The sequence below is a fragment of the Anoxybacillus eryuanensis genome (assembly GCF_051200995.1).
Lineage (GTDB): Bacteria > Bacillota > Bacilli > Bacillales > Anoxybacillaceae > Anoxybacillus > Anoxybacillus tengchongensis.
This window is the reverse complement of record NZ_JBPODS010000018.1, coordinates 20,029-35,563: the sequence shown is the minus strand read 5'-3', so window position 1 is coordinate 35,563 and position 15,535 is coordinate 20,029. Positions and strand designations below refer to the sequence as shown.

At 42.8% G+C, this 15,535-nt stretch carries 17 protein-coding genes; 15 read left to right on the top strand and 2 right to left on the bottom strand.

The genetic code is table 11. The features are described 5' to 3' along the window. The first annotated feature begins 242 nt into the window (after positions 1–242). The 8 genes from HNQ84_RS13550 to HNQ84_RS13515 all read left to right on the top strand — a co-directional run bounded on the left by HNQ84_RS13550 (position 243) and on the right by HNQ84_RS13515 (position 6,430). Complete coding sequence (locus tag HNQ84_RS13550; protein ID WP_435622403.1) at positions 243–593, top strand: lmo0954 family membrane protein; 351 nt, start codon at positions 243–245, stop codon at positions 591–593. After that, entirely contained in the window at positions 566–1,231 is a 666-nt protein-coding gene (locus HNQ84_RS13545) for a PspA/IM30 family protein (RefSeq protein WP_435622402.1), read from the top strand. Before HNQ84_RS13550 ends, HNQ84_RS13545 begins: the two co-directional genes overlap by 28 nt. A 73-nt stretch (positions 1,232–1,304) precedes the next feature. Then, a complete protein-coding gene (gene liaF / locus HNQ84_RS13540; protein WP_435622401.1) occupies positions 1,305–2,030 on the top strand; it encodes a cell wall-active antibiotics response protein LiaF in 726 nt (241 codons plus the stop codon). Further along, on the top strand, positions 2,027–3,034 hold the full coding sequence (locus tag HNQ84_RS13535; RefSeq protein ID WP_435622400.1) for a sensor histidine kinase: 1,008 nt from the start codon (positions 2,027–2,029) through the stop codon (positions 3,032–3,034). The genes liaF and HNQ84_RS13535 overlap by 4 nt, the downstream gene beginning before the upstream one ends. 13 nt (positions 3,035–3,047) lie before the next feature. Then, positions 3,048–3,674 (top strand): response regulator transcription factor, encoded by a 627-nt coding sequence (locus tag HNQ84_RS13530; protein WP_183250201.1) that lies wholly within the window; start codon positions 3,048–3,050, stop codon positions 3,672–3,674. Between the two features lie 91 nt (positions 3,675–3,765). Further along, the gene (locus tag HNQ84_RS13525; protein ID WP_435622399.1) at positions 3,766–4,527 is read left to right on the top strand and encodes a MerR family transcriptional regulator; all 762 of its coding nucleotides are present in this window, start codon (positions 3,766–3,768) and stop codon (positions 4,525–4,527) included. Positions 4,528–4,619: 92 nt separating this feature from the next. Then, positions 4,620–5,663 carry an NAD(P)/FAD-dependent oxidoreductase gene (locus HNQ84_RS13520; RefSeq protein ID WP_435622398.1) on the top strand — a complete coding sequence of 348 codons (1,044 nt, stop codon included), beginning with the start codon at positions 4,620–4,622 and terminating at the stop codon, positions 5,661–5,663. A gap of 53 nt (positions 5,664–5,716) precedes the next feature. Continuing rightward, positions 5,717–6,430, top strand: coding sequence for a DUF3298 and DUF4163 domain-containing protein (locus HNQ84_RS13515; protein ID WP_435622397.1), 714 nt, complete (start codon positions 5,717–5,719; stop codon positions 6,428–6,430). A 20-nt stretch (positions 6,431–6,450) separates the two neighbouring features. Here HNQ84_RS13515 and HNQ84_RS13510 read toward each other — a convergent pair whose 3' ends face one another. Both HNQ84_RS13510 and HNQ84_RS13505 read right to left on the bottom strand, forming a co-directional pair. Further along, positions 6,451–8,070, bottom strand: a complete 1,620-nt coding sequence (locus HNQ84_RS13510) for a carbon starvation CstA family protein (protein WP_435622396.1) — start codon at positions 8,068–8,070, stop codon at positions 6,451–6,453. Continuing rightward, positions 8,067–8,582 (bottom strand): DUF8052 family protein, encoded by a 516-nt coding sequence (locus HNQ84_RS13505; RefSeq protein ID WP_492226405.1) that lies wholly within the window; start codon positions 8,580–8,582, stop codon positions 8,067–8,069. Before HNQ84_RS13505 ends, HNQ84_RS13510 begins: the two co-directional genes overlap by 4 nt. Positions 8,583–8,743: 161 nt before the next feature. Between HNQ84_RS13505 and HNQ84_RS13500 the strand changes: the two genes are divergently transcribed. From HNQ84_RS13500 to HNQ84_RS13470, 7 genes are all read left to right on the top strand, one after another. After that, positions 8,744–9,379, top strand: coding sequence for a TetR/AcrR family transcriptional regulator (locus HNQ84_RS13500; RefSeq protein WP_435622394.1), 636 nt, complete (start codon positions 8,744–8,746; stop codon positions 9,377–9,379). A 96-nt stretch (positions 9,380–9,475) separates the two neighbouring features. Continuing rightward, positions 9,476–10,618, top strand: a complete 1,143-nt coding sequence (locus HNQ84_RS13495; protein WP_183250207.1) for an acyl-CoA dehydrogenase — start codon at positions 9,476–9,478, stop codon at positions 10,616–10,618. Positions 10,619–10,632: 14 nt separating this feature from the next. Next, on the top strand, positions 10,633–12,273 hold the full coding sequence (locus tag HNQ84_RS13490; protein ID WP_435622393.1) for an AMP-binding protein: 1,641 nt from the start codon (positions 10,633–10,635) through the stop codon (positions 12,271–12,273). A gap of 11 nt (positions 12,274–12,284) precedes the next feature. Continuing rightward, entirely contained in the window at positions 12,285–13,646 is a 1,362-nt protein-coding gene (locus HNQ84_RS13485; protein ID WP_435622392.1) for an acetyl-CoA carboxylase biotin carboxylase subunit, read from the top strand. Further along, positions 13,639–13,851 (top strand): acetyl-CoA carboxylase biotin carboxyl carrier protein subunit, encoded by a 213-nt coding sequence (locus HNQ84_RS13480; protein WP_006322526.1) that lies wholly within the window; start codon positions 13,639–13,641, stop codon positions 13,849–13,851. Before HNQ84_RS13485 ends, HNQ84_RS13480 begins: the two co-directional genes overlap by 8 nt. A gap of 10 nt (positions 13,852–13,861) precedes the next feature. Then, positions 13,862–14,752 carry a hydroxymethylglutaryl-CoA lyase gene (locus HNQ84_RS13475; RefSeq protein WP_183250210.1) on the top strand — a complete coding sequence of 297 codons (891 nt, stop codon included), beginning with the start codon at positions 13,862–13,864 and terminating at the stop codon, positions 14,750–14,752. Next, positions 14,752–15,534 (top strand): enoyl-CoA hydratase, encoded by a 783-nt coding sequence (locus tag HNQ84_RS13470; RefSeq protein ID WP_183250211.1) that lies wholly within the window; start codon positions 14,752–14,754, stop codon positions 15,532–15,534. The genes HNQ84_RS13475 and HNQ84_RS13470 overlap by 1 nt, the downstream gene beginning before the upstream one ends. The last annotated feature ends 1 nt before the right edge of the window (position 15,535 follow it).

The following is a 15,535-nucleotide window of genomic DNA, read 5'->3' as shown; positions in this document are numbered from 1 at the left end:
TCCTTAATGTTGATTTCACCACTAACATTATTGCCAGGATTTCGTCAGTGCTTTCTCTTTTTTGTCACTAAATCACAAAATTTGGTGATGAACCATTACTATTATACCTCCTTCGCATAAGAATTGAAACGACTCTTATCACTTAAAAATACGCCTCGAGTCGTAGGAGAAAATATAGCTATGGGACATGATAGAAAAAAAGGAGAAACGGTAAGATGAAAGCAAGGAAGGAGGCGAAGGAGATGTTGAAAAAAATCGGATGGTTGTTTTTAGGCGGTATAGCGGTGTTTGTGCTTATGTTTCACCTCGGACCGCTCGTTGGGTTAGCGATCAGCTTGGCGATTTTATATTATGCGGTCAAGAAGTTTTTCAAAGCCGGTTCGACGTTCGGCAAAGTCGTTTGGGCGCTCATTGGCTTGGCTGCGCTTATGGCGAGCGTTTCGAATGTACCGGCGCTTATTGCCATTGTCGCAGCATATGTGCTTTATGTCGCGTATAAAAAATGGAACGAACCGAAAGAAGTGGTGCACGTCGTTGACGATCCGTTCGTGAACTTCGAAAAACAATGGGCGGAGCTACAAAAACATTATTAAAGGAGTGGAGAACAGTGGGTTTACTTTCTCGGATGAAAACGATGATTGCGGCAGATATTCATGAATGGTTGGATGAAAAGGAAAAGAAAAATCCGATTGCGGTGTTAAATGAATACTTACGCCAATGCGAACAAGAAGTAGAAAAAGTACGGAAGCTACTTGAGCGCCAATACTTATTAAAAGAGCAGTTTACGCGCGAATATCGCGAAGCTGTGCAGCTGGCGGAAAAGCGGAAAAAACAGGCGGACATTGCCTCAAAAGCAGGGGAAGCCGAACTGTTTGCGTTTGCATCTCATGAGCATATGCAGTACGAAGAGCGGGCGGTGCGATTAAAGCAACTGCTAGACCAAACGAGCGAACAGTTGTTGGAACTAGAAAAGAAATACGAACAAATGAAACATCAACTAAAAGATATGCATATGCGCCGCATGGAGCTGATGGGGCGAGAAAATATCGCACGGGCGCATTACCGCATGAATCGAGTGCTAGACGGGTATACAAGCCCGACGCTTTCTACGTTTGCGGATACAGAGTCATATTTAGAGCGCATCGAGCAACAAGTGCAGTCAGATTATTATCGCCATACGATTGACGCTCGCATCGCTGAATTAGAAAAGCGGTTGCAGCAAGAGCAATAAACATATATGCTAAAGGCGTACGTTGTTGCGCCTTTTTCGTTTTATTGAGTTATTGTTGAAAGGGGGATGCCCCGTGGATAAGAAAAAAACGACTGACTATGTTAGTTGGGTAGTGCTTCTTGCGTTCATGATTTTGGCGTTAGAAATTGTGTTTTTTCATCCAGGCATTATTTTTTCTGTTCTTTTCTCGGCAGGATTTATTTATATCGGAAGAAAAAAATGGAATCGGAAACTTGGGAAAATTACCTTTTGGCTTGGGTGCATCGGTCTTGTTGTCCATGTGCTGACGATGATGACGGTCAGGTTTTTGCTTGTTGCCCTATTGTTTTATGCGGTTATCCAATTTGCACAATCGAAGCGGCGTCCTGTCGTTATTCGTCCTGAAATGAAAACAAACGATGCAGAAACGGAAGGCGTTTTTCGTCAACCGCTTTTTCAAAACATGTTGTTCGGTCGGCAAAAAACGCCAGAGCATGCGTATGAATGGAGCGATGTAAACATCCAAACAGGCATTGGCGATACGATCATTGATTTAAGCTATACGGTCGTTCCGAAAGGGGAAGCGACGATCGTCATTCGCGGCTGGATTGGCAATGTGCACATTTTTGTTCCATACGAAATGGAAGTAAGTGTCGTTCATTCCGTCCTGTTTGGGGCAGCATCTATTTTTTCAAAAGAGACGGAGCGGCTATGGAATCAAACGTTTATTTACCAAACGCCAGCGTATGAAACTGCCGGACAGAAGCTAAAAATCATCACCTCGATGGCGATTGGGAATGTTGAGGTGAAACGAATATGAGCCGGCATATCGTTTGGGCACTTCTGCTCGCTTTTACCGTTGCGGTTGTGCTGTTTCTTTCATACGCTTTCACATTTCCGCCTGCGGAATGGTCAGTATTATGGAATGAAACGGTGCTTGGTGTGCCGTTTGTCGTTTTTTTGTTTATGGCAAGCGGGGGTATTGGCGTGCTTTTTGGCGTTTCGTTCGATTGGTTTTGGCGAAAACAATGGCGAGCGATTGAACATGCGTTGCTTCAAATCGAACAAGGGAACACAGAGTTGCCGCACAAACAAACGACAAAAGAACTGAATGATGTATGGGAGAGAATAGAGAAACTGCAAAAACATTGGCTCGAACAAACGAAACGTACTCAAAAATTAGCGACAGAAAAAGCGGAACATGAAGGAGAGTTGATCGAGCGAATCATTTCGGAAGAACGAAACCGTCTAGCGCGCGAGCTGCATGATTCGGTTAGCCAACAACTATTTGCCGCATCGATGATGATGTCCGCTCTCATGGAAACGTATACAGGAAGCGAACAAGGAAAAAAGCAATTAAAACTCGTCGAACAAATGATTCACCAATCTCAGCTTGAAATGCGGGCACTATTGCTTCATTTGCGTCCGGTGCAGCTGAAAGGAAAATCGCTTCAAGATGGGATGAAAGAGCTGTTAGCGGAACTTGCGCAAAAAGTGCCGATGGAGATCAAGTGGAAGATAGAAGAGGTGACACTGGACCGCGGGGTGGAAGATCATTTATTTCGCATTTTGCAAGAATCGGTGTCCAATACGCTTCGCCATGCAAAAGCGAACATGTTAGAAGTGTTGTTGCTTGAGCGAGATGGTTTTGTCATTTTGCGCGTGTCGGATGATGGGGTTGGCTTTGATGTCGAACGGACAAAAAGCGGCTCTTACGGCTTGCAACATATGTACGAACGAGCGGCTGAAATCGGTGGGACGTTGAAAATCGTAAGCGTAAAAAATAAAGGGACGCGCTTAGAAGTGAAAGTACCGCTTGTGTAGGGGAGGAAGCTATATGATTAAAGTATTGCTTGTTGATGACCATGAAATGGTGCGGCTTGGCGTTTCTGCGTACTTATCTGCCCAACCAGATATGGAAGTCGTCGGGGAAGCCGAAAGCGGAGAAAAAGGGGTCGAACTTGCCCTTCAGCTTCGCCCGGATATTATTTTAATGGATTTAGTGATGGAGCCGATGGACGGCATTGAAGCGACGAAACAAATTATAAGCGCTTGGCCGGAAGCGAAAATTATGATCGTGACGAGCTTTTTAGACGATGATAAAGTATATCCAGCGATTGAAGCAGGTGCGGTCAGTTATATGTTGAAAACATCGAAAGCGAGCGAAATTGCGAATGCGATTCGCGCTACGTTTCATGGGCAATCCGTATTCGAGCCCGAAGTGACGGGAAAAATGATGAATAGCATGCGAAAACAATCGCTTCCACACGAACAACTAACGAGCCGTGAAATGGAAGTGCTACTACTTATAGCACAAGGAAAAACGAACCAAGAAATTGCGGAGGAATTGTTTATTTCCTTAAAAACAGTTAAAGTCCACGTCAGCAACATTTTAGCAAAACTAGACGTTCAAGACCGAACACAAGCAGTCATTTATGCTTTTAAACACGGATTAGTCAAATAATGCTCGCTCCTGTGGCGAGATTTTTTTATTTTTTCGCTTTACATTGACGTTACGTCAACGTTTATAGTGAAAGTGTCAGGAGGTGAGCGCTATGGAATATACGGTGCAACAGTTAGCGAAATTGGCGGGGGTGACGAGTCGAACGCTACGGTATTACGATGAAATCGGTCTTTTAAAACCAGCGAGGACTCATGCATCAGGCTATCGCATATACGGACCGAAAGAGGTAGACCAGCTCCAGCAAATTTTGTTTTATCGCGAGCTCGGGGTGGATTTAGAAACGATTAAGCAAATCATCACCGCCTCATCATTTGACGACGTACAAGCGTTGAAGCAGCATCGCGAAAAACTCTTGGCAGAACGGAGGCGGTTAGAGGCGCTAATCGCCAATGTCGAAAAAACAATATTAGCAAAAGAAGGGAGAATCATCATGAGCGACAAAGAAAAGTTTGAGGCGTTTAAACAGCAGCTTATTGACGAAAATGAACGAAAATATGGCAAAGAAATTCGGGAAAAGTATGGCGATGAGCAAGTGAACAAATCAAACGAAAAAGTGAAAAATATGACGCAGGAACAATACGAAGAAGCGACAAAGCTCGGCGAAGAAGTATTGCGCGTATTGCATGAAGCGTTTTTGACGGGCGATCCAGCAGGGGAGCTTGCGCAAAAAGCAGCGGAATTGCATCGTCAATGGTTAGGATATTTTTGGGATCATTACTCAAGAGAAGCGCATGCAGGATTGGCGCAAATGTACGTTGACGATGAGCGGTTTAAAGCGTACTACGATCAAAAACAATCGGGAATGGCGGAATTCCTTCGTGATGCGATTTTCATTTATACGGGCAAAAAGTAGGCAGGCATTGGCCTGTCTTTTTACATTGTAAAAGTTTGAAAAAAGATGTATATTTAAATGAGAATGATAATCAAATTTAAAAGGTGATAGCGATGGAACAACTATACGATGTGACGATTATTGGAGGCGGTCCGGCAGGGCTATATGCTACGTTTTATAGTGGGCTTCGAGAAATGAAAACGAAATTGATCGAGTATCAGCCGCAGTTAGGCGGAAAATTACATGTGTACCCGGAAAAAATGATTTGGGATGTTGGTGGACATGCCCCGATTACAGGAGAGAAATTACGCGAGCAACTTGTTAAACAAGCGCTTACCTTTCATCCGACCGTTGTATTAAAAGAAAAAGTTGAAACGATTCAGCGAAGAGAAGACGGCATATTCATTTTACACACATCATCTGGTCAACGACATATATCGAAAACGGTCATTATTGCAGTAGGAAGCGGTATATTAAAACCGCAAAAGCTTCAAATTGAAGGAGCCGAAAAGTTTGAGATTACAAATTTACATTATACGGTGAAGTCGTTAAAACAGTTTAAAGAGAAAACGGTGATCATTTCGGGTGGAGGAAATACAGCAATTGATTGGGCAAATGAGCTCGTACCGATTGCGAAAAAGGTATATGTCACTTATCGCAATGAATCGTTAAAAGGACATGAAGCACAAGTGACACAATTATTGAATAGTTCAGCTACTTGTTTTTTCCATACGACTATTACAAAGTTGATCGCTAGTTGCAATCATGAAACGATTGAGCGAGTAGTGCTGACAAATCATGAGACGGGCGATGTGTTGGAACTCGATGTAGATGATGTCATTATTAGCCATGGGTATGAACGAGATGCTTCATTGCTTGCCAATAGTGAACTACCCATTCAAATGGTTGAAGAATATTATATTGCGACAAATGCAAAAGGAGAATGTTCTGTTCCGGGGTTATATGCAGCTGGCGATATTTCAAAATATGATGGAAAGTTATATTTACTTACAGGTGCCTTCCAAGATGCAGCGAATGCAGTCAATAGTGCGAAACGTTTCATTGAGCCCACTGCCGATCCGTATGCGATGGTATCTTCACATCACGAAGCGTTTAAGGAACGAAATCGAGAGTTAGTGAAACAAATGTTAAAATGATAGCACGCATAAATTCGTTTGTTTGAACGCAAACTTTCGATAAAACAAACGAGGTGAAAATTTTGCTTAAACAACGAAACATATGGATGATGGTGTTGATGTTATTTATATTGACAGCGTACAGTCAACCACTTACTGTGACAACGAAGCAAATGAAATATACAAATGAACTAATGGAAGTCGATTTAAACATTCCGATCGTATCAGGTTCAGTCAATCCATCGTTTCAGCGCCAAGTGAACCGCTTATTACGAAAGGAATCACTTGATTTAAAGCGTCAAGTCGAAAAAGAAGCACATGAAAATATGGCAATAAGCAAAAAAGAAGGATTTCCGTATCGCTTGCATGCGGCTGTCAGCAATTATGAAGTGACGTACAATCAACGTGGCATTTTAAGCATTCCGGTCACGTTATACAGCTATACGGGCGGGGCGCACGGCATGACTGTGAAAGTGCCAAACAATTTTGATTTTCATACAGGCAAATCGTTGCAACTGAGCGATTTATTTAAAAAAGGAACGAACTACAAACAAGTGATAAAGGACGAAATCGTCGCCCAAATTAAAAAAGAAAATGATCTATATTTTGACAATGCGATCGCTGTCGTACAAAACATGCCGAACGACCAGCCTTACTATGTGACGAAAGATGGTATTGTCGTTTATTATGGTTTATACGAAATTGCCCCGTACGCTGTCGGCATTCGCGAATTTCTCATTCCGTTTTCGACTTTGCGGCCATATATGAAAATCCAGCTAGCGCGATAAAAGCGCTAACTGGATTTCACTTATTGGTGAGAAGAAACGATTTCTTTTTTCGTTGTTTTTGCCATAGAGCTCCATCCTTCAATAGCTAAGAAAATGCATAACACGAACAGGACGAAAGCTGATCCGGCTAATAGCCAATTTTGGGCTAATGCGTTTTGATACATTAACATGCAAAGAGCAGCGATGGTCACAACGAGCATAAACACCATTGGGATGACAACATAAAACGATTTGGCGCCGATTTTCATGAGCCATGCGGAAACAGCTAGCAAAGCAAGCGCGCCGAGCATTTGGTTCGCTGCCCCGAAAAGCGGCCAAACGGATTGCCATGTTCCTGATAATGCAAGTGCTCCAGCCCCGATGAGACCGACTGTTGTTGCAATGTGGTTATTTTTAAATGCGTTTGTCCGCTCTTCGCCGAGTTCTTGAATAGCGTAACGCATTAACCGCGTTGCAGAATCTAAAGTTGTTAATAAAAATGCTGATGCGGTAAGAGCGGTGAATGTGACAGCTGTTGCTTCTGGGATGCCGACATGAGACATAAAGTAACCGACGCCAGCAGAAAATGTACCAATTGGTCCACCAAGCTCACTCATACGAGCAGCAAAGTCAGCTTGGGTTAAATATGCGACCGTTCCAACAGAAATGATGGCTAAAAATGCTTCTAACAACATACCGCCATAGGCGATAAATCGTCCATTTTTCTCGTTATCAAGCTGTTTTGCGGTCGTCCCTGATGAAACGAGCGAATGGAAGCCAGAAATGGCACCGCAAGCGATTGTAATGAACAAAATAGGGAACAAAAATCCGAGCTTTTCGTTATAAAGTCCGGTAAACGCTGGGAATTGAATGGTTGGTGCTGCAATAATCATACCGACAGCAGCTCCAGCGATCATGCCGTATAAAAGAAATGAGTTTAAATAATCCCGTGGTTGTAACAAAATCCATACAGGCAATACCGATGCCGCGTATGCATAACCTAATAAAATGAGTGACCATGTTGTTGCGCTTAATGAAAGTGGATATTGAATGCCAATCCATACAGATAGAAGCATCGCAATAACTCCAAGTACGCTAGCTACAAATAAATTCATTCGCATTTGATTGACAATAAAGCCGAAAATCATCGCAATACCGAGGAATAAAACGGATGCTGTAGCTGCTTGTGGAACAGCGACAAACGTATTTGCAACTAAAATAATGAATACCCCGACGACAAGCATAAGTGTTGCGATGGAGAAAGTTAAAAATAATACTTGTCCGCGACTCCCCATATATTGTTTAATAATCGTTCCTATTGACTGTGCTTTATGACGAATGGAAGCTTGTAGTGACGTATAATCATGAACACCGCCAATAAAAATGCTTCCGATCATGATCCATAAAACAGCCGGAAACCAGCCAAACACAGCAGCTGTGATTGGTCCGACAATCGGTCCACCTCCAGCGATCGTAGCGAAATGATGTCCGAGTAAAACAGGTTTTTTCGCTGGTACGTAATCTATACCGTCATACATTTCGTGTGCCGGTGTTTTACGGTTGTGGTCGACTTTTAATTGTTTTTCAAGAAATCGTCCATATGTAAAATAGGCAATAACTAAAATAACTCCACAAATAATTAACAATGTTAATAAATTCAACGCACATCCTCCTCAAATGGTTTTTCGAAAACATGTGTAAATGACCGAGCTTTTCGATGAGTAAATAATTGTTTCGTTTCTAAAGCGATGATAACGACATAGCATTCGATCCAACCGCGTAATCCGAAACGAATAAACTGTAGCTTTCGAAATCGTTTCACCTCCTTTATTGATTCATCACATGCGCGTGGTGCGACAATGGCACCGATGAAAACGGTAGACATATGATCTTGATGATTAGAGATGTAGTTTGGTACATGGTCGACGAATGTTTGAGAAAATTGTATGACGTCTTCTTTAGTGACGATGTCGTCTTTTTGCCATGCAAAAATGAACTGTTCATTTTCAACTGCCCAAATTTTAGATTTTTTTGTCATAAAATATTTCTCATCGCGCCGATGGTAATGTGCATAAAAAGGTAAAGGAAACGTGCCGAGCTTTTCATCCCGATAAATGTTGAAATAGGGTGTAAGAATTGTTGTGAGAGTATTGATATATTTGTTCGTAGTCATTGTAGCCACCTTTTAAAATTTTCTGAATATTATTATATTTTAATATGTAAAACATTTCAATAATTTTATTGTTTTTCCTTTAAAAATATCTAATATAATTAAAAAAATATTAAATTTTTCTGAATATTATGTTAAAATACAACAAAAAGGAGATTATATGCATGGTTGAAAAGCAATTAAAAGAGCGTATTATTGAGACAGCGCTTACATTGTTTGAAAAGTATGGATATCATGGAGTGACGGTTGATCGAATTGTTGCTGAATGTGGGGCATCAAAAGGAGGATTTTATCATAATTTTAAGTCGAAAGATGAATTGCTTTACCACATTCACGATGTATTTATTACGTATGTGCTAAATAAAGCGCAAGAAGCATATGTAAAATATAAGACCCCGACAAAACGGTTATGTGCGATCATTCATTCATTTGTGAGAGTTTTTCATATATATAAACCGCACATTACAGTATTTAATCAAGAGGCTGCATATTTAAAGCCAGCATACGCTGAAAAAATTAATGAAAAGCGTGAGCAGTATAAGCAAATTATTTTTCAAGTGCTGCGGGAAGGCATTGAAGCAAAACAGTTTCGCAGCGAAGTGCCCGTCGAAATTGCGGGTTTGTCAATTATCGGAATGGTAAACTGGATGTACAAATGGTATAAGCCTGATGGTCCAATGTCTATTGAACAAATCGCAGTCGCTTTTAATGACTTAATTTTACACTCGATTTTGACAGAAGAAGCGAAGCGTGATGAAGACATTTCGTCATTTCTTTTATCGCATGTAGGCGAAGAATGACGATTTTTGCAAAGTGAACAGACCAACTAGTCGGTTTGAAATAAAAACAGGCTTGTTGGTTTCATATACTTTCATTTTATAAAGGGGGAAAAACAAATGCATTTTGAATTAACGAAAGAACAACAAATGATTAAAGAAATGGTTCGTGATTTTGCGGAAAAGGAAATTGCCCCATACGCGTCGAAATGGGATGAGGAGGCGATTTTTCCAATTGAGACGTTCAAAAAAATGGGCGAGCTCGGTCTGTTCGGCATTCCGTTCCCTGAACAATATGGCGGCTCTGGTGGAGATACGATTTCGTATGCGATTGCGGTTGAAGAAATTGGTCGAGCGTGTGGTGGAACAGGGTTAAGTTATGCGGCCGCTGTATCGCTCGGTGCTAGCCCAATTTATTATTTCGGGACAGAAGAACAAAAAGAGAAATGGCTCGTACCGATGGCAAAAGGTGAAACGTTCGGTTCGTTCGGATTGACAGAACCGAATGCAGGATCTGACGCAGGGGGAACGCAAACGCGTGCCGTTTTAGATGGGGATGAATATGTCATTAACGGAGAAAAATGTTGGATTACAAATGCGGGATATGCTCGCCAAGTCATTGTAACCGCTGTCACCGGTAAAGATGAACGAGGAAAAAATATTATTTCCGCTTTTATCGTTCCGACGGATGCGCCGGGGTTTACGATTAACTGCCATTATGACAAAATGGGCGTTCGCGCATCGAATACGTGCGAGCTTGTTTTGCAAGATGTGCGCGTGCCAAAAGAAAATATATTAGGCGATCCGAAAAAAGGATTTAAGCAGTTTTTATATACGCTAGATGGCGGACGCATATCTATTGCAGCATTAGCTGTCGGAATCGCGCAAGCTGCATTTGAAAAGGCGCTTCAATATGCGAAAGAACGGAAGCAGTTTGGTCAACCGATCGCCAAGTTTCAAGCCATTCAATTTAAACTTGCTGACATGGCGATGCAACTTGAACTGGCGCGCAATATGGTGTACAAAGCAGCATGGTTAAAAGACCAAGGCAAACCGTTTACGAAAGAGGCAGCGTTCGCGAAATTATTCGCTTCTGAAACAGGATTTCATATTTGTAATCAAGCGATTCAAATTCACGGTGGATACGGGTATATGAAAGACTATGGTGTCGAACGTCATCTTCGCGATATGAAGTTGATGGAAATTGGTGAAGGGACATCAGAAATTCAACGGCTCGTCATTGCCCGTCAATTAGGATGCTAAAAAGGAGTGAGTGTATGCTTCATATCACAGTTGGACAATTGCTTGAGCAAAAGGCTTTGGCGCATCCCGCTCATGAGGCAGTTGTGTACGCAGACCGTCAGTTGCGCTGGTCATATCGACAATTTAACGATTATTGTCGCCTCGTTGCGAAAGGATTGATGAAACTTGGCATTGAAGCGGGAGAACATATTGCTGTTTGGGCAACAAATAAACCGGAGTGGCTGGCATGTCAGTTTGCGACAGGGAAAATGGGAGCGGTACTTGTTACGGTAAATACGAACTACCGCACAGCAGAACTCGAATATTTGTTAAAACAATCCGATGCCACAACGATTATTTTAATGGAACAATACCGCGATACCTCTTATATTGACATCATTTACGAGATTGCACCTGAACTTGCTTATTGTGAACCTGGAAAGCTACAAGCGAAACGACTTCCACAACTACGAAACGTCATCGTATTAAGTGAACAACGTTATCCAGGAACATTTTCATGGAATGACCTCTTAGCCATGGCGGAAGATGTCGAAGATGCAGCACTTGATGCACGAATGAATTCCCTCGATCCACACGATGTCATCAACATGCAATATACCTCAGGAACGACAGGATTCCCAAAAGGCGTCATGCTTACACATTACAACATTGTCAATAACGCGTATTACATTGCCGAATGTATGAAGCTAACAAAAGAAGATCGTTTATGTATTCCCGTACCTTTTTTTCATTGCTTTGGTTGCGTGCTCGGTACGCTTGCTTGCGTAACGGTTGGTGCAACGATGGTACCGCTTGAGCAATTCCATCCGAAACAAGTGCTACAAACCGTGCAAGATGAGAAATGTACAGCTCTTCATGGGGTACCAACGATGTTTATCGCTGAATTAAACGATCCAGATTTTGCGTCATATCATTTATCTTCTTTACGCACAGGCATTATGGCTGGATCGAACTGCCCGATTGAAGTGATGAAAGCAGTCATCGAAAAGATGGGCGCAAAAGAAATTACCATTGCGTATGGACAGACAGAGTCTTCCCCTGTCATTACACAAACACGTACGGATGATCCAATTGAATTGCGGGTGGAAACAGTCGGGCGCGCCCTTCCGCATGTAGAAGTGAAAATTGTCGATCCAGCAACAAATAAAGAAGTGCCGCCTGGTGTGCAAGGGGAGTTATGTACGCGCGGATATCATGTCATGAAAGGATATTACAACAATCCTTCAGCAACACGTGAGGCCATTGACGAAGAAGGATGGTTGCATACAGGCGACTTAGCGGTAATGGATGAAAACGGTTACTGCCGTATTACAGGAAGGTTAAAAGATATGATTATTCGCGGAGGAGAAAATATTTATCCGCGCGAAATCGAAGAGTTTTTATATAAACATCCGAAAGTGCTCGATGTGCAAGTTGTCGGTGTCCCGGATGCAACGTATGGGGAAGAAGTCATGGCGTGGATCATTTTAAAAGAGGGAGAACATGCGACTGCAGAAGACATTCGTTCGTTTTGTGAAGGGTATATATCGCGCCATAAAATTCCGCGATATATCGAATTTACAACATCGTATCCGATGACGGCATCAGGAAAAATTCAAAAATTTAAATTGCGCGAATGGGCGCGTGAACGAGTAAAGCAGAAAAAGAACGTGTAAGGGGGAAGAAAATGTTTTCAAAAGTGCTTATCGCTAACCGAGGAGAAATTGCGTTGCGTATCATTCGCACGTGTCAAAAACTTGGCATTCAAACAGTTGCCATTTATTCGGAAGCTGATGCTAATTCGCTTCATGTAAAGCAAGCGGATGAAGCGTATGTCGTTGGAAAAGCGCGCGTGAATGAGAGTTATTTAAATATCGAAAAAATTATTTCCATCGCCAAAGAAACGAAGGCAGAAGCTATTCATCCAGGTTACGGCTTGCTTTCAGAAAATGCAACGTTTGCTCGGCGGTGCGAAGAAGAAGGAATCGTATTTATCGGTCCAAAACCTGATGTTATTGCGAAAATGGGAAGCAAAATTGAAGCGCGACAGACGATGGCGGAAGCCGGAGTGCCGATTGTGCCCGGCATCTCCTTTCCGCTTGCCGATGTTGATGAGGCAGCAAATGTAGCAAGCGAGATTGGCTATCCTGTTATGTTAAAAGCGTCCGCAGGGGGCGGAGGCATCGGCATGCAGCTTGTTTACGATGAAGAGCAACTGCGGAAAGCATTTGAAGGAAATCAAAGTCGCGCAGCTTCCTTCTTTGGAGATGGGGCGATGTATGTTGAAAAATATATCGACAATCCACGCCATATTGAAATTCAACTGTTAGCTGATGCATACGGAAACTGCGTGTATTTATGGGAAAGGGAATGTTCCATCCAACGCCGCCATCAAAAAGTTGTCGAAGAAGCACCTTCACCGTTTTTAGATGAAGAGACGCGTCGGGAAATGGGAGAAGCTGCTGTGCGAGCGGCAAAACATATCGGATATACGAACGCAGGAACGATCGAGTTTCTCGTAGATGAGCAAAAAAACTTTTATTTTTTGGAAATGAATACACGTTTGCAAGTCGAGCACCCAGTAACAGAAGAAATTACAGGCATTGACATCGTCGAACAACAACTACGCATTGCTGCAGGAGAGACACTATCTTTTACACAAACTGAAGTGAAGCGAGAAGGACATGCGATTGAAGTGCGGATTTACGCTGAAGATCCGAATACATTTTTCCCTTCACCGGGAACGATTACCTCGTTACAACTGCCAAGAGGGAAACATATACGTCATGAAATTGCGGTGCAAAGTGGCTCGGTCGTTACCCCTTTTTACGATCCGATGATTGCAAAATGCATTGTCAAAGGGGGCGATCGGCAAATGGCCATCGCCAATATGATTACGGCTTTACATGAATACAAAGTCGAAGGAATTAAAACGAACATTCCGATGTTAATCGATGTATTGACGCATGAAGCATTTCAACAAGGGCATACGACAACAAACTTTGTGAATATGTACATGAGCAAAAAGGGAGGTAAAACACATGCATGAAGTAGTTGCATTGATGGCAGGAAACGTATGGAAGATTGTCGTTCAAGTAGGTGATGTTGTGGAAGAAGGGCAAGATGTTGTTATTTTAGAATCTATGAAAATGGAAATTCCGATCGCTGCCGAAGTGGCAGGGGTCGTCAAAGCGATTCGTGTGCAAGAAGGAGATTTCGTAAACGAAGGGGACGTATTACTTGAAATTGAATAGGGGGACGCGTATGCGCGTGAAGGTGAAAGAAGTCGGTCCACGTGATGGATTACAAAATGAACCACTCTTTATTCAAACGGAAGATAAAATTGCGTGGATTAATCAGCTATCAAAAACAGGATTGTCGTATATTGAAGTGACATCGTTTGTCCATCCAAAATGGATTCCACAGCTTGCGGATGCGTACGAAGTTGCTTCACGCATTGAGCGCGTAGAAGGTGTGACATACGCTGCGCTTGTTCCTAATAAAAAAGGATTAGAAGGTGCTTTAGCAGCCAATATGGATGAGATTGCGGTATTTATGTCGGCAAGTGAAACGCACAATCGAAAAAACATTAATAAGTCGATTGAAGAAACGTATCCGGTGTTAAAAGAAGTCATTGATGAAGCGAAGCGAGCAAACAAAACGGTGCGTGGCTACGTATCAACGGTTTTCGGTTGTCCATATGAAGGGGAAGTGAGCATCGAGCGCATTATTGCTATTTCTGATCGACTGTTTGAACTGGGCATTGATGAGCTGTCGCTTGGGGATACGATCGGTGTCGCTAACCCGATCCAAGTCCAGCGAACGTTAGAACGACTATTGAAGCAGTTTCCAGTGGAAAAGATGGCGCTTCATTTTCATAATACGTACGGCATGGCGCTTGCGAATGTGTTTGCTTCCTTACAAATGGGGATGACCATTTTTGATAGCTCGCTTGGTGGGCTCGGTGGTTGCCCATATGCCCCGGGGGCATCTGGCAATTTAGCGACAGACGACTTAGTATATATGCTTACTCAAATGGGTATCGACTGTGGTGTTCAACTTGAGCCGTTAACGAAAGCAGCGCAATGGATTGAAGAAAAAATTGGCCGTCCGCTCACGAGCCACCATTCACACGTTGTAAGGGGGAATGCATGATGATGGAAGCCGTCCTTTATTCCACAATTGATGCGGGTGTGGCGGTTGTTACGCTAAATCGACCAGATGCCGCAAACGCTCTGTCCATAAAAATGTTAAACGAATTGCAACGCATTCAAGCGGAACTGAAGTTGAATCGCAACGTACGTGCTGTCATTGTCACAGGAGCAGGACAAAAAACATTTTGTGCGGGAGCAGATTTAAAAGAACGGACAAAAATGAGCGAAACTCAAGTGCGTCAGACAGTTGCGCTTATTCGGGAGACGATTAACGGATTCGAGCAACTGCCTCAGCCGGTCATTTGTGCATTAAACGGAGGGGCGTTTGGTGGTGGTCTCGAATTGGCGCTCGCATGTGACATTCGTATTGCTGCTGAACATGCGGTGATGGGACTGACTGAGACATCGCTTGGGATTATCCCTGGTGCCGGTGGAACGCAACGCCTTCCGCGACTAATCGGCATTGGTCGGGCTAAGGAGATGATTTATACGGCAAAACGTATTTCTGCTCAGGAAGCGGCGCGAATTGGTTTAGTCGAGCGCGTCGTTTCTACTGAACAATTGTTAGATGAAGCGTTTGTGATAGCCACTACGATCGCCAATAACGCTCCGATTGCCGTTGCACAAGCAAAAGCATCGATTAATCATGGAATGCAAGTCGATATACAGACAGGGCTTGTGATTGAACAAATGGCATATGAACGAACAATTCATACAAACGACCGGCTCGAAGGATTACAAGCGTTCAAAGAAAAACGAAAACCGGTGTACAAAGGGGAGTAAG